This window comes from Streptomyces sp. NPDC030862 (assembly GCF_055571835.1).
Window position 1 is genome coordinate 104,163 of sequence record NZ_JBVIEN010000001.1, and the last position, 19,851, is coordinate 124,013.

General features: G+C 73.2%; 20 protein-coding genes. 9 read left to right on the top strand and 11 right to left on the bottom strand.

What is annotated here, in order from left to right; genetic code table 11:
* Positions 1-122: 122 nt before the first annotated feature.
* Genes ACZ42X_RS00550 through ACZ42X_RS00560 form a run of 3 tightly spaced genes read left to right on the top strand, consistent with a single transcriptional unit; the run spans position 123 to position 3,064 of the window.
* Positions 123-1,211, top strand: a complete 1,089-nt coding sequence (locus ACZ42X_RS00550; protein ID WP_468282477.1) for a type III polyketide synthase — start codon at positions 123-125, stop codon at positions 1,209-1,211.
* A 51-nt stretch (positions 1,212-1,262) separates the two neighbouring features.
* Positions 1,263-2,504 carry a cytochrome P450 gene (locus ACZ42X_RS00555; protein ID WP_468282480.1) on the top strand — a complete coding sequence of 414 codons (1,242 nt, stop codon included), beginning with the start codon at positions 1,263-1,265 and terminating at the stop codon, positions 2,502-2,504.
* On the top strand, positions 2,501-3,064 hold the full coding sequence (locus ACZ42X_RS00560; protein ID WP_361427322.1) for a cupin domain-containing protein: 564 nt from the start codon (positions 2,501-2,503) through the stop codon (positions 3,062-3,064). Before ACZ42X_RS00555 ends, ACZ42X_RS00560 begins: the two co-directional genes overlap by 4 nt.
* A 25-nt stretch (positions 3,065-3,089) precedes the next feature.
* On the opposite strand, the gene ACZ42X_RS00565 is transcribed toward ACZ42X_RS00560, so the two are convergent.
* Positions 3,090-4,385, bottom strand: coding sequence for an MFS transporter (locus ACZ42X_RS00565; RefSeq protein WP_468282484.1), 1,296 nt, complete (start codon positions 4,383-4,385; stop codon positions 3,090-3,092).
* A gap of 200 nt (positions 4,386-4,585) precedes the next feature.
* Entirely contained in the window at positions 4,586-5,053 is a 468-nt protein-coding gene (locus ACZ42X_RS00570; protein WP_468282487.1) for an SPW repeat protein, read from the bottom strand.
* Positions 5,054-5,233: 180 nt separating this feature from the next.
* Between ACZ42X_RS00570 and ACZ42X_RS00575 the strand changes: the two genes are divergently transcribed.
* The gene (locus ACZ42X_RS00575; RefSeq protein WP_468282490.1) at positions 5,234-5,497 is read left to right on the top strand and encodes a hypothetical protein; all 264 of its coding nucleotides are present in this window, start codon (positions 5,234-5,236) and stop codon (positions 5,495-5,497) included.
* On the opposite strand, the gene ACZ42X_RS00580 is transcribed toward ACZ42X_RS00575, so the two are convergent.
* Positions 5,470-7,008 carry a SulP family inorganic anion transporter gene (locus tag ACZ42X_RS00580; RefSeq protein ID WP_468282493.1) on the bottom strand — a complete coding sequence of 513 codons (1,539 nt, stop codon included), beginning with the start codon at positions 7,006-7,008 and terminating at the stop codon, positions 5,470-5,472. The genes ACZ42X_RS00575 and ACZ42X_RS00580 overlap by 28 nt on opposite strands.
* A gap of 661 nt (positions 7,009-7,669) precedes the next feature.
* Here ACZ42X_RS00580 and ACZ42X_RS00585 point away from each other — a divergent pair.
* On the top strand, positions 7,670-8,104 hold the full coding sequence (locus tag ACZ42X_RS00585; protein ID WP_468282496.1) for a subtilase-type protease inhibitor: 435 nt from the start codon (positions 7,670-7,672) through the stop codon (positions 8,102-8,104).
* 334 nt (positions 8,105-8,438) lie between these two features.
* Entirely contained in the window at positions 8,439-9,431 is a 993-nt protein-coding gene (locus tag ACZ42X_RS00590; protein WP_468282499.1) for a hypothetical protein, read from the top strand.
* A 114-nt stretch (positions 9,432-9,545) separates the two neighbouring features.
* Here ACZ42X_RS00590 and ACZ42X_RS00595 read toward each other — a convergent pair whose 3' ends face one another.
* The 4 genes from ACZ42X_RS00595 to ACZ42X_RS00610 all read right to left on the bottom strand — a co-directional run bounded on the left by ACZ42X_RS00595 (position 9,546) and on the right by ACZ42X_RS00610 (position 12,682).
* Positions 9,546-9,944: a response regulator gene (locus ACZ42X_RS00595; RefSeq protein WP_468282502.1), complete on the bottom strand. Its 399-nt coding sequence runs from the start codon at positions 9,942-9,944 to the stop codon at positions 9,546-9,548.
* Between the two features lie 106 nt (positions 9,945-10,050).
* The gene (locus tag ACZ42X_RS00600; RefSeq protein ID WP_468282505.1) at positions 10,051-11,724 is read right to left on the bottom strand and encodes a phytoene desaturase family protein; all 1,674 of its coding nucleotides are present in this window, start codon (positions 11,722-11,724) and stop codon (positions 10,051-10,053) included.
* A gap of 23 nt (positions 11,725-11,747) precedes the next feature.
* Positions 11,748-12,227, bottom strand: coding sequence for an SRPBCC family protein (locus ACZ42X_RS00605; RefSeq protein ID WP_468282508.1), 480 nt, complete (start codon positions 12,225-12,227; stop codon positions 11,748-11,750).
* 68 nt (positions 12,228-12,295) lie between these two features.
* On the bottom strand, positions 12,296-12,682 hold the full coding sequence (locus ACZ42X_RS00610; protein ID WP_468282511.1) for a hypothetical protein: 387 nt from the start codon (positions 12,680-12,682) through the stop codon (positions 12,296-12,298).
* Positions 12,683-12,850: 168 nt separating this feature from the next.
* Between ACZ42X_RS00610 and ACZ42X_RS00615 the strand changes: the two genes are divergently transcribed.
* Entirely contained in the window at positions 12,851-13,252 is a 402-nt protein-coding gene (locus ACZ42X_RS00615) for a plasmid stabilization protein (protein WP_468282514.1), read from the top strand.
* A 43-nt stretch (positions 13,253-13,295) separates the two neighbouring features.
* Here ACZ42X_RS00615 and ACZ42X_RS00620 read toward each other — a convergent pair whose 3' ends face one another.
* Complete coding sequence (locus tag ACZ42X_RS00620) at positions 13,296-13,967, bottom strand: HAD family hydrolase (RefSeq protein WP_468282517.1); 672 nt, start codon at positions 13,965-13,967, stop codon at positions 13,296-13,298.
* Positions 13,968-14,231: 264 nt separating this feature from the next.
* On the opposite strand from ACZ42X_RS00620, the gene ACZ42X_RS00625 reads away from it, so the two are divergent.
* Positions 14,232-14,780 (top strand): DUF6328 family protein, encoded by a 549-nt coding sequence (locus ACZ42X_RS00625; protein ID WP_468282521.1) that lies wholly within the window; start codon positions 14,232-14,234, stop codon positions 14,778-14,780.
* On the opposite strand, the gene ACZ42X_RS00630 is transcribed toward ACZ42X_RS00625, so the two are convergent.
* From ACZ42X_RS00630 to ACZ42X_RS00640, 3 genes are all read right to left on the bottom strand, one after another.
* Positions 14,756-16,312, bottom strand: a complete 1,557-nt coding sequence (locus tag ACZ42X_RS00630; RefSeq protein ID WP_468282524.1) for an ATP-dependent DNA ligase — start codon at positions 16,310-16,312, stop codon at positions 14,756-14,758. The genes ACZ42X_RS00625 and ACZ42X_RS00630 overlap by 25 nt on opposite strands.
* 233 nt (positions 16,313-16,545) lie before the next feature.
* Positions 16,546-17,592 (bottom strand): DUF6397 family protein, encoded by a 1,047-nt coding sequence (locus ACZ42X_RS00635; protein ID WP_468282528.1) that lies wholly within the window; start codon positions 17,590-17,592, stop codon positions 16,546-16,548.
* Positions 17,593-17,690: 98 nt separating this feature from the next.
* Positions 17,691-18,086: a roadblock/LC7 domain-containing protein gene (locus ACZ42X_RS00640; protein WP_468282531.1), complete on the bottom strand. Its 396-nt coding sequence runs from the start codon at positions 18,084-18,086 to the stop codon at positions 17,691-17,693.
* Positions 18,087-18,391: 305 nt separating this feature from the next.
* On the opposite strand from ACZ42X_RS00640, the gene ACZ42X_RS00645 reads away from it, so the two are divergent.
* Positions 18,392-19,819 (top strand): UDP-glucose dehydrogenase family protein, encoded by a 1,428-nt coding sequence (locus tag ACZ42X_RS00645; protein WP_468282534.1) that lies wholly within the window; start codon positions 18,392-18,394, stop codon positions 19,817-19,819.
* Positions 19,820-19,851: the final 32 nt, after the last annotated feature.

The window sequence follows — 19,851 nt, forward strand, 5'->3', positions numbered from 1 at the left end:
GCCGCCGGGCGCCCCGGGCCGCGGCGGCGGTTCACCGGTCCTGGAGAGGGCCGCGCTCACCAGATCGGCTCAACGGGGCCGGAATTCCTCGACGCGCGCCCTCGCCGCGGGTCCGTGATTCTTTGAGCAAACGCGACGAAAGGGCTTACGTCATGGCCACGTTGTGCAGACCCGCGGTGGCGGTCCCCGAGCATGTGATCACCATGCAGCAGACGCTCGATCTGGCGCGCTCCATCCACGCGGACCACCCGCAGCTGGCGCTGGCGCTGCGACTGATGGAGAACACCGGCGTACGTAAACGGCATCTCCTGCGGCCGATCGAGGAGACGCTCAAGCACCCCGGTTTCGAGGCCCGCAACGCCGTGTACGAGGCGGAGTCGAAGGCCCGTGTGCCCGCCGTCATCCGCCAGGCCCTCGAAGACGCCGAGCTGCGTGCCCAGGACATCGACGTGATCATCTACGTCTCCTGCACCGGCTTCATGATGCCGTCCCTGACGGCCTGGCTCATCAACACCATGGGTTTCCGAACCGACACCCGTCAGGTGCCCATCGCACAGCTGGGCTGTGCCGCCGGCGGCGCGGCGATCAACCGCGCCCACGACTTCTGCACCGCCTACCCCGAGGCCAACGCCCTCATCGTGGCCTGCGAGTTCTGCTCGCTCTGCTACCAGCCCACCGACCTGGAGGTCGGCAACCTGCTGTCCAACGGGCTCTTCGGCGACGGCCTCGCCGCGGCGGTGATGCGCGGGCGCGGCGGGACCGGGATCTCGCTGGAGCGCAACGGCTCGTACCTGGTGCCGCAGACGGAGGAGTGGATCGCGTACGACATCAAGGACACCGGGTTCCACTTCAAGCTGGACAAGCGGGTGCCGGGCACCATGGAGCCACTGGCTCCGGCGCTCAAGGAGCTGGCGGGGCAGCACGGTTGGGACGCGTCCGACCTGGACTTCTACATCATCCACGCGGGCGGGCCACGCATCCTGGACGACCTCAGCAAGTTCCTGGGCGTGGAGCCGGAGGCGTTCCGTTTCAGCCGGGCGACGCTGACCGAGTACGGCAACATCGCCAGCGCCGTCGTCCTGGACGCGCTGCGCCGGCTGTTCGACGAGGGCAGCGCGGAGCATGAGGCGCGCGGCCTGTTGGCCGGGTTCGGCCCCGGCATCACGGCCGAGATGTCCCTCGGCCGCTGGACCATCTCCGATCAACCCTGACCGGGCCCCGGACACCGTTCCCGACCGCGTCTTCAACAGAGGATTCGCACCGTGCTGGATGAGACGACCACGGCCACCACGGCCGAAACGGCCGACACGGCCACGCTGCCGCCCGTACGCCCCTGGCCCGCGCTCGACCTGTTCGGGGTCGACTTCGACCCGGTGCTCGCCGAGCTGATGCGGGAGGGGCCGGTCACGCGGATCAAGCTGCCCAACGGCGACGGCTGGGCCTGGCTGGTGACGCGCTACGACGACGTGCGGATGGTGACCAACGATCCGCGCTTCAGTCGCAAGCTGGTGGCCCAGCACAACGTCACCCGGCTCGCCCCGCACTTCATCCCCGTCGACGGGGCGGTCGGCTTCGAGGACCCGCCCGACCACACCCGGCTGCGCCGGGCGGTGGCGCCGGCGTTCACCACGCGCGGTGTGGAGCGGGTCCGGGAACGGGCCCGGGAGAGCCTCGACGAGCTCGTCGAGGAGGTGCTGCGGGACGGGCCGCCGGCCGATTTCACCGAGCGGCTGCTGGAGCCGTTCCCGCTGGCCGTGGTCTGCGAGCTGATGGGTGTGCCCCAGGCCGACCGGCCGCAGATGCACGAGTGGACGTCGCTGATCCTGTCCTCGGCCAAGGGTGCCCAGCGCAGCCAGCGGGCCAAGGACGAGATGTGCGCGTACTTCGCGGAGGTGCTGCGCGAGCGGGGTGCGGGCGGCGGCGAGGACGTCATCGGCCTGCTGGGGGCGGCGGTCGAGGCGGGCGAGATCACCGCCTCGGAGGCGGTGGGGCTGGCGCTGCTGATCCAGATCGGCGGGGAGGCGGTCACCAACAACGTCGGCAACATGGTCTTCATCCTGCTCACGCACCCCGAGCACCTCGCCCGGCTGCGCGCCGAACCGGGGATCCGCCCGCGCGCCATCGACGAGCTGCTGCGCTACATCCCGCACCGCAGCGCCGTCGGCCTGTCCCGGATCGCGCTGGAGGACGTGACGGTCGCCGGCGTACGCATCCGGGCGGGCGAGCCGGTCTACGTGTCGTACCTGGCGGCCAACCGGGACCCGGACGTGTTCGCCGACCCGGAGACGATCGACTTCGACCGGAGCCCCAACCCCCATGTGGCGTTCGGGTACGGGCCGCACTACTGCGTCGGCGCCATGCTGGCGCGGCTGGAGACGGAGCTGCTCGTCGACGCCCTGGCGGATCGTTTCCCCGGGCTCCGGTTCGCGGTCCCGGTGGAGCGGCTCCGGTTCCGCCGGGGCGCGCTGATCCGTGGGCCCGAGTCCCTCCCGGTGACCTGGTGACCGCGCACCACGGGACGCCGGCGGCCCTGCTCGCCGGCGCGCCCGACGGGCTGCTGGTACCGACGGGGCACGGCCGGACGCTGCGTACGCCCGCCCAGCAGGTGACGTTCAAGGTGACGGGCGAGCACTCGCGGGCGGCGTCCAGCTTCGAGGTGGTGGTGCCGCCGGGCTTCGACGTGGGGGCCCACCTCCACACACGGAGCGAGGAGCTCTTCTACGTACTGGAGGGAGAGCTGGACGTCCTGGCGTTCGAGCCGCGTGTACGAACGCCGGACGACTGGCGGCACTGGGAGTCGGCGTCCGGGAAGCGGACGGTGCGGGCCACGCCGGGCACGGTCATCGTGGTGCCGCCGGGCTGCCCGCACGCGTTCGCCAACCGCACGGACACCCCGGCCAAGATGTTCTTCCAGGCGTCGCCGCCGCCGGACCACGAACGCTACTTCGAGGAGCTGCTGGAGATCCTGGACCAGGGCGGCCCGCCGGACCACGACGCGATCGCGGCGCTGCGGGCGCGGTACGACATCGAACAGCTGACGCCGTTGCGGCACGACGCGACGTAGGCGTCGGGTCCGGAGGAGGCGGGGTTCAGCGTTCCAGCTCCTTGTGGGCGCTCTCCGGCAGCCGCAGGTAGACGAGGGCGGACAGCAGGCAGAGGGCGGAGACGTACCAGGGGAACAGCCCGGGGCGGTCGAGGTCCTTGAAGAGGGTGCCCACATAGGGGGCCGTCCCGCCGAAGAGCGCGACGGTGAGGGAGTACGGGAAGCCGATGCCGGCCGCCCGCACCCGGGCCGGGAAGATCTCGGCGTTGACGGCCGCCGAGATCGACGTGAAGCCGGTCAGGAGCACCATGCCCGCGCACTGGACCAGCAGGAGCGTGCCGAAGCCGCTGATGGAGCGCAGGAGCGGCACGCTGAGGACCGCGAAGCCGACGCCGAAGAAGAGCAGCAGCGGTTTGCGGCCGTACCGGTCGGACAGCAGGCCGCCGAGCGGCTGCAGCAACGCGAAGAAGCCGAGGGAGAGGGTGCCCGCGAGCAGCGCGTCGGCCTTGGCGACACCGGCGTTGAGCTCGGCGTACGTGGGGAGGTACGAGGTCCACGTGTAGTACGCGATGGTGCCGCCGGCCGTGATGCCGCAGATCAGCAGGGACGCGCGCGGATGGTGGCGCAGGGCGTCGAACAGGCCGGGGCGGGGGCGGCTGTCCTCGCCGTCGGCGCCGGGGGTGAGCGTCTCGTGCGCACCGCGCCGGATCCAGAACCCGACCAGGCTGAGGGCCGCGCCGAGGAGGAAGGGGACGCGCCAGCCCCAGCTCTCCATCGCACCGGCGCTGAGAGTGCCGACCAGCACGGCCGCGATGCCGGAGGCGGCGAGCTGGCCGACGGTCGTCGAGACGTACTGGAAGCTGGAGAACAGTCCGCGGCGTCCCGGGCCGGCCGACTCGACGAGGAAGGTGGTGGAGGCGGCGAACTCGCCGCCCACCGACAGTCCCTGGAGGAGCCGAGCGGCGACGAGGATCACGGGGGCGGTAAGGCCGGCCGTCGCGTACGTGGGGGTGAGCCCGACGAGCAGGCTGCTGCCGCCCATGAGGAGGATGGTGACGGTCAGGGCGGCCCGTCTGCCGTGCCGGTCGGCGACGGCGCCCATGAGGAGGCCGCCGACGGGGCGCATGAAGAAGCCCACGGCGAAGACGGCGAAGGTGGCGAGGAGGGGGACGAGGGAGGTCTCGGCCTCTTTGGGGAATATCTGGCCGGCGATGTACGTGGCCAGGAAGGTGTAGGCGTACCAGTCGTACCACTCGACGGCGTTGCCGACGGAGGCCGCGAGGAGCTGCCGGGCGGGGCGGTGGCCGGGCCCTGGGCGGGCCGGAGCGGAAGTCGATGTCATGATCACGGCCCTCCCCGCGCCGGGGTCGCCGCACACCTGTCCCGTGTTACGTGTTCGTGTGGTCGGTGCGCGGGGCCGGTGCCCGGGTTCCCGGCACGCGGCGGCCCCGGCGCCGTCGGTGGCGTCGGGGCCGTACGGGGGGCGCGTCGGTGCGCGTCACCTCATGTCGAGCGTGTCAGCTCCTCGTTCCGTTCCGTTCCTCACTCCATGGTCGGGCCGGGGCCTCCGCGGACGCGGGCGCGTCCGGAGCGGGCTTCGCTCTTGGCGGCTGCGGCCATGGCCGCGCCGAGCAGCAGAGCCACGACGCCGACGATGATGTTGTTGACCACACTGCGGGTCGTGTCGACGTTGCCGGCGACGACCCACGGGGAGACGATCGTCCATGCGCCGATGGCGCAGGCGCACCAGGCCATGGCGTGGGTCCGCTCGTACGCCGAGGTGAACCCGCCCATGCACAGCACGTAGGCGATACCGGTGATCAAGTTGGTCACGGCGAGAGCGGTGAGGCCGCTGAACCCGGCGATCCAGGGCGAGGCGGCCAGGTAGACACCCGTGAGGAGGCCGAGCGTCTCGACCGCCTGGCTACGGGGGTTGCTGGTCGCGCGCTCGAAGCGGGAGCGCATCTCGGCCAGATCGGGGTGTTGCTCGATGCTCGGATGAGTGGTCATTGCGGGCCCTGCCTCCTATGGAAGACTTTATCTGCCCTTTAACCCCATAAAACTCCTTTCGGACCTTTTGGTCAACAGGCGGAGATCCTCCCTCTCCGCCGCTTGCGTCACGACACCTGAGAAGCTGCCGGTCGTTGATCTCCGGCAGGACTCAGGACTGACGAAGTCGAGAGGGGAACCGTGAATATCCGTACCGCCGGCGCCGCCCGTACCGCCCGCACCGTGAATCTCCGCGCCGCCGCCGTGGCCGCGGTCGCCGGCGCGCTGCTCGGCGCCGGGACCGCGACGCAGGCCGCCGCGCAGCCCGTGGGGCAGCCCTCGGAACGACAGCCTTCGGGACAGGCCGGCGGGCACGAGCCGGACCAGGCCGTCGCGCTGGTCAAGAAGGACCGGCTGACGCCCTGGTCCGTCGTCGGCTACGCCCTCGACACGGCCGAGGGCTGACCCGCCGGATCCGCGGGAGCCGCCGGGGCCCCCGGGCCCACCGGGGCCGGGTGGAGCAGGCGGACCGGTTCGGTGCCGGCGTCGTTGTGGCGCAGCGCCCAGTTCTCCAGGGCGACCCGGCACGCGTGGTCGAGGTGGCGCACCCCGGACAGGTCCAGCTCGATGGGCCGGTCCTGGGGCAGGCTCTCCAGCTGCTCCAGGATCTTCGGCAGCCGCAGGAAGGTGGCGTTGCCGGTGATGGCGGCCACGAGCCGCCCCCCGGTGAGCTCCCGGATCTCGACGTGGAGGTGGGAGGTCTCCCACGCGGTCTTGCACACGGCGAGCAGCAGCCCGAGCATCACCCCTTCGAAGAGGTTGGTGAACAGGATGGCCAGGGCGGTGACGCCGAGGATGACCGCCTCGCCCCGGTGTTCGCGCCACAGCGGGCCGAGATCCTTGACCGGTACGAGCTTGCAGCCCGCGTGGACCAGGACGCCGGCGAGTGTGGCGAGCGGGATGGCGCCGATCGTCGCGGGCAGCAGGGCGGCGAACAACAGCAGCCACAGCCCGTGCAGGAAGCGTGAGAGCGATGTGCGGGCGCCCGCCTGCACGTTGGCGGCGCTGCGTACGATCACGGCGGTCATCGGCAGGGCGCCGAGCGCCCCGCAGATCGTGTTGCCGACGCCCTGCGCCATGAGCTCCTTGTCGTAGTCGGTGCGCGGACCGTCGTGCATGCGGTCCACCGCGGCCGCGCTGAACAGGCTCTCGGCGGAGGCGATCAGGGTGAAGGCGAGGATGGTCCCGATCGCCGCCACTCCGGCGAGGTCGCTGAAGTCGCCGAAGCCGGGCGGCTGGACGGCTTCCAGCAGCCCCTGCACCTCGACCTTGGCGACGGGCAGCTCGAACAGCGCGGCGACGGCCGTGGCCAGCCCCACCGCGGCCAGCGGACCGGGCACCACCCGGACCCGCGCGGGCAGCCGCGGCCACAGGACGAGGACGGCGACGGTGCCCGCGCCGAGGAGGAATGCGGTGAGCGCGGTGCCTCCGGAGACGACGGAGGCGGCCAGCGAGGGCAGTCCGGCGAGCTTGCCGAGGCCGCCGGAAGGCTGGGTGGTGTCGGCCATCGCGTACACCTGGCCCAGCACGATGACCAGGCCGATGCCCGCGAGCATGCCCTGGACGACGGCGACGGAGATGGCCCGGAACCAGCGGCCGAACCGCAGGGCTCCTAGGGCGAGTTGGAGCAGCCCCGATATGAGGACGATGGCGCCGAGCGCGCCGACGCCGAACTCCTGCACGGCCTCGAAGACGAGGACCGTCAGGCCGGCGGCGGGGCCGCTCACCTGAAGGGAGCTGCCGGGCAGCGCGCCGACGACGAGGCCGCCGACGATGCCGGTGATCAGGCCCAGTTCGGCGGGCACGCCGGAGGCGACCGCGATGCCCACGCACAGGGGCACGGCGACGAGGAAGACGACGAGCGACGCGAGGAAGTCGCGGCGCAATACGGAAGGATCTTTCAAAGCGGTGAGCATGAGGGTGTGTTCCTAGCGTTGCGGTCCGCCGACAATGGCGGCGGGCAGCGGACGTCGGACGGCGAGGAGGCCGAGCGGGCCGGGATGGGGGGCCGAGCGCCTCACGGCGACCGGAACTCCCCTTGTGGATACGGCCGGTGGGCGGTCGCCCGTTCAGGAACAGCGGCTTTCGGGTGGTACATCTGGCCTGCCTCCTGCGCGCCGGGCCGTGGCCGGGGGCGCGGTGTGGTCGGGTCATGGACAAGGTCGGCGGGCCGCGGGGTCTCCGCGGCTGCGTCGGGGGGCGCGACACCGTGGTGCGGCGTCCATGCGAGCGTGCCCCACTGCGACGTCGCCGACTTTGCCTGAACATTACCTTCAGATGAAAGCCGGCTCCAGCGCCGCCCTGAGCCATGTTGCCGTTACGTTTCAGCCGTGTTGACCCGGCACCGGACCGCAGGGTTCTACGCATCGTGAACTTTTGAACCGTATCGGGCATGCCCGTAGGGCCAGGTGACAAGGTGTCAGGCCGACTGGCGGAGGCTTCCCGGGAAGGCGGTTTCGCGTCACTGCTTGAATAACAGACAAAACTGAAAAGCGTCGCTGAATGTGCGTCAACAGCCCGTACCAGGCAGTGTGTCCACCGCACCCATCCGGGAAACCCAACGAGAGGATTCATGCCATGCGGACGCTGGTAAAGCGCGCCCTCATATGCGGCCTGGCCACCTTCGCCGCCGTCGCCCCGCTGACCGCTGCGGAGGCCGCGGAGTCCGCCGAGGCCGGGCAGCGGCTCTACGCCCCGAGCGCGCTCGTCCTCACCATGGGGCAGGGCGAGGACGTCGCGTCCTCGACGCCCCTGCGGGCGACCACGCTGACCTGCGCCCCCACCCCCGGCGGCACGCACCCGGCACCGAAGCGGGCGTGCGAGGAACTGCGCGCGGCGCAGGGCCGGTTCGACCAGCTCGGCGGAGACGAACAGCGCCCCTGCATCAAGATCTACGACCCGGTGGTCGTCACCGCACAAGGGGTCTGGGAAGGCCGACGCGTGGACTTCACCCGCACATTCCCCAATTCCTGCGTGATGGAGACCGAAAGCGACAGCGTCTTCGCTTTCTGATCCCGCCTCCGTACTTCTTCGGTCCCACGCGTGAGGGGCGAACGGGCGGGACGGACAGCCCGAGTGCGCGCTCCCCCGCGGCCCGCACGGCCGGCACCAAGACGGCCGTGCGGGCCGTCGCCATGCGTGCGTACCCTGCGTGACGGCCGGAGTTTCCCCGTCCTTTCCCCGGGCTTCGCCCGGGTTGTCTGCCGCTCCGCGAGCATTACGTTTCGTATACCATCCCTTGACCCGGCGGCGGTCCGGTCCGCTCGGGAGGGGGCCCGACTCCTGCGTGCTACGACTGCCACGCTCCCGGGAGGAGAAACCCGGCGCGGACGGCCACAGTGGTCCTATGCGGGATCTGGACAGCATCGCCGACGAGCTCTACGGGCTGCGGCCCGACCGCTTCACCGCGGCCCGGAACGCGCGGGCCGCCGAAGCCCGCAGGGCCGGCGACCAGGTTCTCGCGGACCGGATCAGGGCCCTGCGCAAACCGACCCTGGCCGCGTGGGCCGGCAATCTGCTCGTACGGGAACGGCCGGAGGAGACACGGTCGCTCGTCGCCCTCGGCGAGGCCCTGCGGCGGGCGCACCACGAACTGGACGGGGAGCGGCTGCGGGAGCTCGGCCACCGCCGCCATCTCGTGGTCAGGGCGCTTGCGCGGGAGGCGGGGCGGCTGGCGGCCGAGGCGGGGCAACCGGTCGGCGAGGACGTACTGCACGAGGTCGAAGGGACGCTGAACGCGGCGTTCGTCGATGCGGGGGCGGCCGAGGAGTGGGCGGCCGGGCGGCTGGCGAGACCGCTGAGCGCACCGGTCGGCTTCACGGCGGCCTTGCCGGACGCGGTGGCGGAGCAGCCGCGGCGCCCTCCTCCTCCCCCGCCGCCCGGGACCGGGGAGCAGGCCCGGGAGGGGGAGCGGAAGCGCCAAGGGGAGGAGCGGGAGGAGCAGCGGCGGCGCGAGGGGCTGGAGCGGCAGGCGCGGCTGGAGCAGGCCCGTCGGCAGGCCGCGGCGGCCGAGCGGGAGGCACGGGAGCGGGAGGAGCGGCACCGGCGGGCGCAGGAGGAACGCGAGCGCGCGGAGGAGGGGCTGCACGAGACGGAGCAGCGGGCAGCCGCCCTGGCCGAGGAACTGCACGAGGCGGAGCAGCGGGCAGCCGCCCTGGCCGAGGAGCTGAGAGCCGCCGAGGAGCGGCGGCGTACGGCCGCCGCCGGGGCCCGGGAGGCGCGGGACCGGGCCCGGCAGGCCGAGCACGAGGCGCGCCGGGCGCGCCGCCGGGCCGAGGACGCGGCCGGGGAGGCGGCCCGCGAGGAGCGGTCCCCGGGCGGGCCGGCCGGGGCGGGGTGAGCGCCCGCGCGGCGGGGCCCGGGGGGTGCGGAACCGGGCCCGAGCGGGAGGAGCGGTCCCCGGGCGGGCCGGCCGGGGCGGGGTGAGCCCCCGCGGCGGCGCCCGGGTGGCGCTCTACGCCGGTGAGAGGCGCCGGCTGGTGCTGTGGAGGTAGCCCACCTTGATGCGGAGCGCCCACGGGTCGATCGGTTTGACGAGGAGGTCCGCGGCGCCCAGGCGCAACGCGTCGCGCTGCAGCTGTGCGCTGGCGCCCCAGCCGGTGATCAGGATGACCGGGATGTGGCGGGTGTGTTCGAGCCGCTGCATGTAGAGCAGGACGTCCAGTCCGCCCAGCACCGGCATGACGACGTCGAGGACGGTGACGGCGATCCCGCCGCGCAGCACCGCCTTGAGGGCCGCGTCGCCGCTGGTCGCCAGTTCCATCGGGTGGCCGAGTGGCGCGAGGGCGCTCTGCAGCGCGAGCAGGTTGTCCTCGTGGTCGTCCACGAGGAGGACCTTCTCCCCGACGGCCATGGCTCCTCACCTCCGCTCGCTGCCGCTCCGTGGGGCCGCCGGGCGGCCGCGCGACCCCACTCACCCAGCATGCGCTCCTTACGCCGTCCGTGGCAGGTCGTTCGGCTCAGAAGCCGCCGCGGTGGCCCCTGCTCGCCAGGGCGCTCTGCGCGCGGGCCAGGGTGCGGCGGACCGGGCGCGTGCTGCGCAGGGCGGCGCGCGCGGCGTTCGCGCCGGGGGCGCCGTGCACGCCGCCCCCGGGGTGTGCTCCCGCCGAGGCGAGGTACAGGCCCTCGACGGGCGTCTCGGGGCGGCCGGTGCCCGGGATGGGCCGGAAGACGAGCTGCTGGTGCAGGGCGGTCGTGCCGCCGTTGACGGCGCCGTCGCGGAGGTTGGCGTCCAGGGCTTCCAGGGTGGGCGGCGCGAGGACGCGGCGCGCGCGGATCCGGGCGCGGAAGCCGGGGGCGAACCGTTCGACCTGCGCCTCGACGCGGTCGGCCATGGCCTCCTGCTCGCGCGGGTCCCACGTGCCGGTGAGGGCGTCGTCGCCCGCGTCGCCGCGTACGCGGTGCGGCACGTGGGTGTACGCCCAGGCCGACTCGGTCCCCGCCGGCGAGCGGGTCGGGTCGGCGGTGGTCATCTGGCCGACGAGGAGGAACGGCCGGTCGGGCACCCGGCCCATGGCGATCTGGGCCGCGAAGCGGGTCAGCTCGTCCATGCCGTCGGCCAGGTGCACGGTGCCCGCCCCGGAGGCCTGCTCCGCGGTCCACGGCACGGGTCCCGACAGGGCCCAGTCGACCTTGAAGGTGGCCCAGTCCCACTGGAAGCGGCGCAGGTCGTCCAGGAGCCGTGCGGGCAGGTGCTCGGGGCCGACGAGCTCCCCGTACAGCGCCGGTACGGCGACGTCGGCCAGGATCGCCCGGCCGGCGGGCACGGTCTCCCCGTCGTCGGTGCGGACCGCCACGGCCCGCCCGGAGCGTACGACGACCTCCGCGACCCGCTTCCCGCAGCGCAGCACCCCTCTGCGCCGCTCCAGGCGGCGTACGAGGGCGGCGGTGAGGGCGCCGGAGCCGCCGACCGGGACCGGGTAGCCGACGGTCTGGCCGAGCATGGACATCAGCCAGCCGAAGCCGCCGCCGGCCGCGGACTCGGGCGCGAGGTCCGCGTGCAGGGCGTTGCCCGCCAGGAGCAGCCGGCCGCCTTCGCCGTGGAACTCCTCCTCGCCCAGGCGGCGCGCGGGCAGCAGCAGCGTACGGGCGAGGTGCAGGCCCCCGGGGGCGCGCAGCCGGGCGAGCAGGCGGGCCGAGGAGCGCAGCGGCGGGAAGGGGGTGAACAGGGCACCCAGGATGTCCTCGCCGAGCCGGTCCCAGATGTCGCACAGGCCGTCCCAGGCGAGGCCGTCGCCGGGGGCGAACCGTTCGAGGCCGGCCGCCGTGGCCGCCCGGTCCCGCTCCAGCACGGCGCAGCGGCCGTCGCCGAGGGGGTGGGCGAGGACGCGGGGCGCGTGGCTCCAGCGCAGCCCCTCCTCGTGGAGGTTCAGGCGTGCGATCACGGGCGAGGCGACGGCGAGCGGGTAGAAGGCGCTGAACACGTCGCTGACGTACCCCGCGTCCACGCCGCGGTCGCTGCGGACCGCCCCGCCGGGCTCGTCGTTGGCTTCCAGGACCTCGACGCGCCATCCCGCGTCGGCGAGGACGTTCGCCGCGACGAGCCCGTTGGGGCCCGCTCCGATGACGACCGCGTCGGGCGCGGTGGTCTCCAGGGCGGGGGTGTGCCAGGCCGGTTCCGGTGTCCGTGGCATCGCTCTCTCCGTCCGGTCGGCCCTCAGGGAGTGCCGGCGGTGCGGGCTTCGGCGGTCCGCGGCGCGTCGGGGGCGGCCCGCTCCACCACGTCGGCGAGGCGGCCGAGCATGGCCCGATGGCGCAGTTGCAGCAGGGCGTCGAGGACCGCGTTGTGCAGGAACCCGCCGGGCCCGCGCAGCGGGTGCTCGTCGAGGACGACGAGCGTCTCGTCTCCCCAGGGGCGCAGCTCGATGGCGATCCTGGCGGTGCCGAGGGCGCCGCTGCGGGCCTCCAGTTCCAGGGTCCGGGGCGGGTCGCAGATGCGTACGACGGTGTCGCCCTCGGCCGTGTACGAGCCGAGGCGCACGGTGTACGCGATCTCGGAGCCGACCTCGGGCCAGCTGTCGTCCTTCTGGTGGGACGAGTCGGTGCCGACGACCCAGTCGGCGTACCGCGATCCGTCCGCGAGGACGGCCCACACCGCTTCGGGGGGCCTTCTGATCAACCGGTGCCGTACAGCCATGGTGCCTCCATGCCTCCAGGCGTCCTTCAGACGGTCAGACGGTCGCGGGGATGAGAATGAGCGGCGGCTCAGCGCGGGGCGAGCAGCAGGCGCGACTCCTTCTCGTGCTCGCCGGACACCGACTCGGAGGTGCGTACCTCGAAGAGGCGGCCGAGCGCCTTCTCCACCTCGGCCACCGCGTGGTGGTCGCCCGTCAGCAGGGCCTGCACGGGGTGTCCGAGGTGCGGCGGGCCGGGGGGCTGCTCGCTCGAGTGCGCCGAGCTGTCGAACGTCGCCACCCAGACGGTCGGCTCGTGGTCGTGGCGCTGCTCCGGTCCGGTGGCGGGCGCGTCACAGGCCGAGAAGACGTGGTCGAGCGTGTCGAAGACGATGCGCGCCTCCTCGCGACCGCAGTCGCTCAGCTGGACGGTGACGTCACAGTCCGCAGGGTGGTTCTTCGTTGCCTTGTTCTCCACGTCGCTCCACTCCTTGGTCCGCTGGTCCGCAGGGGGTACCCGTTCAGCGTCGTACAGGCACGCATACCTCGCCTCCGGAGCTCCAATCTGGATCCGGGGCGCGCGTTTGCGGGGGTGGGCGCCTGGTACGAGGGTGAGGGCAGGCAAGGGGGGCCGTAAGGAGGAACAATGCCCGCAGGATCCAGCCCCAAGCGGGAGCGGCAGTACGAGCACATCAAGGAGAGCTCCAAGAAGCGCGGCGCGAGCGAGGAGCGGTCCGAGGAGATCGCCGCCCGGACGGTGAACAAGCAGCGGGCGCAGAGCGGTGAGGCCAAGAGTTCGGGTGGTTCGAGCCGCTCGGGCAAGTCGGGCCAGTCGAACAAGTCCAGCCAGTCGAGCCAGTCGAGCCAGTCGAGCCAGTCGTCGAAGGACACGTCGTCGTCGACCACCAAGCGGGGCGGTCGGCAGTCGGGCGGCGGTGGGTCGAAGGAGGCCACGTACGACCAGCTGTACGAGGAGGCCAAGCGCAAGGGCGTCCAGGGCCGGTCGTCCATGAACAAGGCCGAGCTCCAGCGCGAACTCGGCAAGTGACGGGTGCGCGCCGGGAGGCGGCGGGGCGGCCGGGGCGCCCGGGTCAGGGGGTGGGGCGGCCGAACGGGCCGTCCTCCAGGTGCGCGAGCAGGTCGGCGGGGTCGTCGTGGATCACGGCGGCCCCCGCCTCCGTCAGATCGGCGCGCGGGATGCCGCCGCACAGCAGCCCCACACAGGTGACGCCGGCGCGGGTCCCCGCGCGCATGTCCCACACCGTGTCCCCCACGAAGACCGCGCTGTCGGCGGGTGCCCCGGCCAGCTCCAGCGCGTGCCGCACCGGCTCCGGTGCGGGTTTGCCCTCTTCCACGTCGTCGGCGCTCGCGGTGGCGGTGATGGCGTCGTCGGCGTCGATGGCACGGCGCAGGGCGGACAGCTCCGCACCCCCGGCGGAGGTGGCGAGGACGACCGTCCAGCCGTTCGACGCCAGCGTCCGCAGGAGCCGTCCCGCGTCCCGGAAGGCCGGCAGCCGGTCGAAGTAGGTGCCGTAGAGGGTCTTGTGGGCGGCGCTGAGCGCGTCGTCGCGGTCACGGTCGCGGTCCTCGCCGAGGATGCGGGCGATCAGGTCGTGGGAGCCGAGGCCGATGGAGCGGTGGACGGCGTGCATGGGTACGTCGTGCCCGGCCTGCCGGAACGCCTCCCACCAGCTGATGACGTGCAGGTGATTGGTGTCGGCGAGGGTGCCGTCCACGTCGAAGACCGCCGCGCGGGTCGTCATGTCGTCTCTCTTCCTTCGTCGCTTCCGCTTCCGGATCCGGGCGCCGGGTTCCGGAAGCGGGTTCCAGTGCCGGTTTCCGTGCCGGTTTCCGTGCTGTTCCCGTTTGCGTTTCCGTTTTTCGTACGAGCATGGGTGCGAGGGGGCCGCCGGTCCTTACCGGGCGGCGCGACACCCGCGGAGTTCCGTCGGGTGCCGTACCACCCTGGTTGAGCCGGTTCCGCCGGGATACAAGGGAAGTGCTCAAGCCGACCGTGGGAGGCAGACATGGCGGACCAGGACGAGAGAGGCGCTTCGGGGCGTGCCGCCGGAAGCGGCGCCAAGAGCGCCTCGGGGCTGGCACGGGGGCGGAACGAGACGGAGGAGGAGCGCGCGGACCGGCGCTGGGGTGAGCTGATCCAGGAGATCCGGGTGGCCCAGACGGGCGTGCAGATCCTCTTCGGTTTCCTGCTCACGGTGGTGTTCACCCCGCGGTACCAGGAGCTGACCTCCACCGACAAGGGCATCTACATCGCGACGGTCGCTCTCGGCGCCTCCGCCACCGGGGCGCTGATAGGCCCGGTGTCGTTCCACCGGATCGTGGCCGGGCGGCGGATCAAACCGCAGACCGTGCAGTGGGCGTCCCGGCTGACCTTCATCGGGCTCCTGCTGCTGCTGGCGACACTCGTGTCGGCGCTGTTCCTGGTGTTGCGCGTCGCCACCAGCGACCACTTCGTACCGTGGCTGGTCGCGGGCGTTGTGGGCTGGTACCTGGTGTGCTGGTACGTCCTGCCGCTGTGGGTCAGGCACCGCTACACGATGCGGGACGCCCCCTGAGGGCCGCTCGCGAGCACCTGGTCGACGGTGTCCGCCTCCTCGGCCCGCTTGTCGGGGCGGTGGCGTACGACGCGGGCGAAGCGCAGGGTGACCCCGGCGGGGTAGCGGGGCGAACGCTGGAGGCCGTCGTAGGCGATCTCCACGACGAGCTCCGGGCGGACACGGACGGTGAAACCGTCGTCCTCGACGGCCAGTTCACGCAGCCGTTCCGTCTGCCAGCGGAGCATGGCGTCGGTCAGGCCCTTGAACGTCTTGCCCAGCATGACGAACGAGCCGTCGGCGGCGCGCGCCCCCAGGTGCAGGTTGGAGAGCAGGCCGGTGCGGCGGCCGTGGCCCCACTCGGCGGCGAGCACGACCAGGTCGAGGGTGTGTACCGGTTTCACCTTCAGCCAGGAGCGGCCTCGCCGGCCCGCGCTGTACGGGGCGTCGAGCGCCTTGACCAGCACGCCTTCGTGGCCGCGGCGCAGGGTGTCGGCGAAGAAGGCCTCCGCCGCCTCGGTGCCGGCCGGGTCGGAGGGATCCTCGACGACGGTACGGCGTACCCGCATCGGTTCGGGGATCAGACGGGCGAGCACCGTGTGCCGCTCGCGGCCGGGCAGGTCCAGCAGGACATGGCCGTCCGCCGCGAGGACGTCGAAGAAGACCGGGGACACGGGCAGTGCGGCCGCCGCGGTCGTCACGTCGAGGCGCGAGCCGACGCGGGAGGCGATGTCCTGGAAGGGGACCGGGCGGCCGGCCGCGTCGAGGGCGATCACCTCGCCGTCCAGGACGAACTCGTCGCCCGGCAGGCCGAGGGCGGTCGTGGTGACCTCGGGAAGGCGGTCGGTGATGTCGTCGAGTGAGCGGGTGTAGACGCGGACGTCGTCGCCGGAACGGTGGACCTGGACGCGGATGCCGTCGAGCTTCTCCTCCACGACGCACGGGCCGAGCGCGTCGATCGCCTCGGTGACGCTCTTGGCCGTGTGCGCCAGCATGGGCTGCACCGGGCTGCCGACCCGCAGCCGGAACCGCTCGAGGGCCGCCGGACCCTCGGCGAGCAGCGCCTGGGCGACCCGTGGCAGCGACCCGTCGAGCATCACGGCGCGCCGTACGTCCGCGGCGGGCGCCGCGGCCGCCAGGGCGACCCCTTCGAGGGCGACGGCGTCCAGCGCGCCCTGGCGGACCTCTCCGGTGAGCAGCCGCAGCAGGAACTCCTGCTCGGGCGCGGTGGCGGCGCCCATCAGCTCCCGCACGAGGCGCTGCCGCTCGGCCTGCGCGCCGGGACCGGCGACCCGGGCGAGGGCCGTGAACGCGGCATCGGTGTCGGCGACGGTCAGCGTGGCCTCGGCGGCCGGCGGGACGGGATCCTTGAGCGTGCTCCAGCCGACGCCGATCCGCCCCTGTGGGAGGCGGCCCGCGAGGTAGGCGATGACCAGCGGCGCCTCCTCGGGCGGGGTCGCCGCGAAGAGGTCGGCCAGGGCGGCGGTCTTGCGCGAGCGCGCGGAGGTGGCGGCGACCTGGCGGGAGACCTCCGCGAGACGGGCCAGCAGCATGCGGCCATGGTGCACGCCCGGCGCGCCGCACGCACGCGGACCGCCGCTTCCCGGCCGCGCCCGCACCCGCCTCCCGCGCCCGCACCTGCCGTGCGCGCCGTCCGCACCCGCCGTGCGCGCCGTCTGCGTCGCCTGCGCCCATCCCCCACGCCGCTCGTCGCTCGCCGCTCGCCGAGCGGCCTCGTGGGCGCTGCCGATCCGCGCCCGCCTCGGACGCTGGCACTCGGACTCTGTCACTCACCCCCGAACGCAGGGGCCTCGGCCCCTGTCGCCGCTCGCCGCCCGCTGGAGCGGCCGGGGCCGGTGGGCGCCTCGTGGACCCCGCGCACCGCCTTGCGGCGGCGCAGCCGGAGGCGGGCGAGCAGGCCGCTGCGTCCGGGCGCGGATCGCGCGGGCGGAAGCACGGAGGCCGCCCCGGCGACCGGTGGGGTGGAGGTCCGTACAGGGGCGGGTGCCGGGGTGACGCCGCCGTCGGGGCGTGGGGCCTGCCGCGCCGCGCGGGCCTCGTCGAGGGTGAGCGCGAGGTTGAGGCGGTGCCACAGGATCTCGTCGGGCTCGTCCGCCAGCAGCAGCCGGTCGCTGATCTCGCGGGCGGAGACGGACTCCGGGCGGCCGTAGGGAGGCGCCGGCCTCAGGCGGTCGAGGTAGGCGCGCTCGTACGGGTCGTCGACCACCTCGGCGAGCTGGACGGGGTCGAGCAGCGTGGCGATGGCCGCCGCGGCCGCCCAGGGGTCCTCCGCCCTGCGCAGCAGCAGGCCGAGGCGGCGGGCACGCCAGTTGCGCGGGCGGGCGTCGTCCCCGGCGTCGAGCCTGGTGCGCAGGGCGTGGGGCAGCCTGCCGGTGAGGAGCTCCGGGTGGTGCGCGGCGAACTCCCGTACCTCACCGGCGAGATAGAGCCAGACGATGGCGCGGTAGCGGTTGAGGTAGAACCTCACCGGCGTGAAGTGCCCGGTCCTGGCGAGTTTGGTGAAACGGTCGGCGGTGATCGAGGCAAGGTCGGCCGCCTCGGCCGTGCCGACGGTGCGGACGCGCTCGCGCAGACCGTCCGGGAAGTCGGGCGCGCCGCGCAGCCGGTCGATCTCGGCCTGGGCGACGCGCCGCCGCCCACCGCCAGTGCCGGTACTGGTACTGGCACTGGTACTGGCACCAGTGCCGGTGCCGGGCACGGTGCGTACGAGTCCGAGTTGGACCGCGAGGTCGAACTCGCTGGGCTTCAGCGAGAGTTCCTGCGCGGCGCGCCCGAGGGCGACGGTGCGTGCGGTGGTCTCGGTGGCCGTCATGACGGTCCTCCCCCGTGAAAGGTGACACACTGTGCGTCATCACTCTGTGTCACGAAGGTAGCGCGGAGGAGGCCCGTCGCGTCAGGCCTGTGGATAACTCAGGCGCCGGGCCGCCGCGCGGCGACCGCGAGGTGTTCGCCGACCCGGTTGACGAGCAGCGTCATCTCGTAGGCGACCTGGCCGACGTCGGCCTCGGCGGCGCTCAGCACGCACAGGCAGCTGCCTTCGCCGGCGGCGGTGACGAACAGCATTGCGTCGTCGAACTCGACCATCGTCTGCCGCGCGTTGCCGGCCCCGAAGTGGCGCCCGGACCCGCGGGCCAGGCTGTGCAGCCCCGAGGAGACCGCGGCGAGGTGCTCCGCGTCCTCGCGGGCGAGGCCGTTGCTCGCCCCCGTCACCAAGCCGTCGTTGGACAGCACCAGGGCGTGCCGTATGTACGCGACCCGCTGCGTCAGGTCGTCCAGCAGCCAGTCGAGTCCCTTGTCCGGAGCCATGTGCGCATCTCCCCCTCGTCCGCGTTCGGTCGCGCGTGCGGTCCCACGCCCGTTCTTGCGACCGTTGTTGCGACTGTTGTTGCGTTCCCCGTCGGCGTCTTGCCCGCCGGCCCGTGCCCTTTGGTCGTCCTGCGTCCGTAAGCCTTCCGCAATGACGTGAGCAGGGCAAGAGTGCTCCGTCACCACGACGGGAGGCCGCGCCGGTCCGGGCGGGTCACCCTTCCGCCCGTGGCGGGTGGCCGGGTGATCAGGGCGCGGTGAAGCTGGGCATGGCCGCCACACCGGACCAGCGTCAGGAGCCCCCTATGCGTGTCGCCGTCGTCGGGCAGGGCTACGTGGGAGTGGCCGGAGCGGTCGCCCTCGCACGGCAGGGCCACCACGTGACCGGCATCGAACGGGACGCGACGCGGCTGGAGTCGTTGACGGCCGGCCGGACGCCCGTGTCGGAGCCCGGCCTCCAGGAGGAGTTGTCCCTCGCCCTGGGAACCGGGCGGCTGCGGTTCGCCCCCGATCTCGCGCACACACATCTCCGCGAGCCCTTCGACGTCGTGCTGATCACCGTGGGCTCCCCGCCCACCGAGGACGGCTCGGCGGACCTGTCCCAGGTCGGTGTCGCGCTCGCGGAGGCGGCCGCCCTGCTCCCGGCGCCGTACGTGGTGCTCAAGTCCACGGTGCCGCCGGGCACGAGTGACGGCTTCCTCGTGGCGTATCCGCAGCTGCGGGACCGGTACGCCTACACCCCCGAGTTCCTCAACCAGGGCAGCGCCCTGGACGACTGGTCGACACCGTCGCGGGTGGTCGTGGGCCTGTGGCAGCAGGCTCTCGTCCTGCCGGCGCTACGGGAGTTGTACGGGCCGCTGGCCTGCCCCTGGGTGGTGACGACACCGGCGTCGGCGGAGATGGTCAAGTACGCCAGCAACACCTTCCTCGCCATGAAGATCAGCTTCGCCAACGAGTTCGCCCGGCTGTGCACGGCTCCCGAGCTGAACATCGACCACGTGATGCAGGGCGTGGGCCTCGACCCGCGCATCGGGCACGCCTTCCTCCAGCCCGGGCTGGGTTTCGGTGACTCGTGCCTGCCCAAGGACACCGCCGCGTTGACGCACTGGGCGGTGGCCCGCGGTCTGCCCACTCCGCTGCTGGACGCGGCGGTCGCGGTCAACCGCGCGCAGCCCGGGCTGGTCCGTGACACGCTCCGCGCGGAGCTCGGTGACGACCTGGCGCGCTGTGAGGTCGCGGTGCTGGGGGCGCGCTACGAGCCGTGGAGCGACGACATGCGGGCGGCTCCCAGCCGCGTCGTCGTGCCGCAGCTGCTCGAGGACGCAGCAGGGGTACGCGTCTGGGACCCCGCCATGGACGCCGAGCACCTCGGCCGTCTCTTCCCCGGCGCCCGGCCGTGCCCGGACCTCCGTACGGCCGTCGAGGGCGCCCGTGCGGCGGTGATCCTCACCGAGTGGCCCGAGACGATCGAGGCCGACTGGTCGGCGCTCGGTGCCCGGATGGCATCACCCGCCGTGGTGGTGGACGGCAAGAACTGCCTGCTCCCCGAGCGGCTGGCCGGCCTGCCGTTCACGTACCGGAGCGTCGGCAACCGGATGCACCCACGCGGCGGGGTCGCCGGGGCCGCCGGGGGGCTCCCCACGGCCGCGGCCGGCCGGGACGTGCTGTTCGGCGAGCCGGACGACCCGCCCCGGGACGACCACGCCCGGCCGGCCGGCGACCCGACCGGGTGAGCCGGATGAGCCGGGTGAGCCGGGTGACCGTT

What these genes read in the sequence shown, in the direction of transcription:
- ACZ42X_RS00600 (WP_468282505.1), bottom strand. Translation starts at nt 11,724, where the DNA reads ATGCCACGGACACCGGAACCGGCCTGGCACACCCCCGCCCTGGAGACC.
- ACZ42X_RS00640 (WP_468282531.1), bottom strand. Translation starts at nt 18,086, where the DNA reads ATGGCTCCGGACAAGGGACTCGACTGGCTGCTGGACGACCTGACGCAG.
- ACZ42X_RS00565 (WP_468282484.1), bottom strand. Translation starts at nt 4,385, where the DNA reads ATGACATCGACTTCCGCTCCGGCCCGCCCAGGGCCCGGCCACCGCCCC.
- ACZ42X_RS00570 (WP_468282487.1), bottom strand. Translation starts at nt 5,053, where the DNA reads ATGACCACTCATCCGAGCATCGAGCAACACCCCGATCTGGCCGAGATG.
- ACZ42X_RS00645 (WP_468282534.1), top strand. Translation starts at nt 18,392, where the DNA reads ATGCGTGTCGCCGTCGTCGGGCAGGGCTACGTGGGAGTGGCCGGAGCG.
- ACZ42X_RS00630 (WP_468282524.1), bottom strand. Translation starts at nt 16,312, where the DNA reads ATGCTGCTGGCCCGTCTCGCGGAGGTCTCCCGCCAGGTCGCCGCCACC.
- ACZ42X_RS00580 (WP_468282493.1), bottom strand. Translation starts at nt 7,008, where the DNA reads ATGCTCACCGCTTTGAAAGATCCTTCCGTATTGCGCCGCGACTTCCTC.
- ACZ42X_RS00635 (WP_468282528.1), bottom strand. Translation starts at nt 17,592, where the DNA reads ATGACGGCCACCGAGACCACCGCACGCACCGTCGCCCTCGGGCGCGCC.
- ACZ42X_RS00595 (WP_468282502.1), bottom strand. Translation starts at nt 9,944, where the DNA reads ATGGCCGTCGGGGAGAAGGTCCTCCTCGTGGACGACCACGAGGACAAC.
- ACZ42X_RS00605 (WP_468282508.1), bottom strand. Translation starts at nt 12,227, where the DNA reads ATGGCTGTACGGCACCGGTTGATCAGAAGGCCCCCCGAAGCGGTGTGG.
- ACZ42X_RS00585 (WP_468282496.1), top strand. Translation starts at nt 7,670, where the DNA reads ATGCGGACGCTGGTAAAGCGCGCCCTCATATGCGGCCTGGCCACCTTC.
- ACZ42X_RS00625 (WP_468282521.1), top strand. Translation starts at nt 14,232, where the DNA reads ATGGCGGACCAGGACGAGAGAGGCGCTTCGGGGCGTGCCGCCGGAAGC.
- ACZ42X_RS00615 (WP_468282514.1), top strand. Translation starts at nt 12,851, where the DNA reads ATGCCCGCAGGATCCAGCCCCAAGCGGGAGCGGCAGTACGAGCACATC.
- ACZ42X_RS00590 (WP_468282499.1), top strand. Translation starts at nt 8,439, where the DNA reads ATGCGGGATCTGGACAGCATCGCCGACGAGCTCTACGGGCTGCGGCCC.
- ACZ42X_RS00620 (WP_468282517.1), bottom strand. Translation starts at nt 13,967, where the DNA reads ATGACGACCCGCGCGGCGGTCTTCGACGTGGACGGCACCCTCGCCGAC.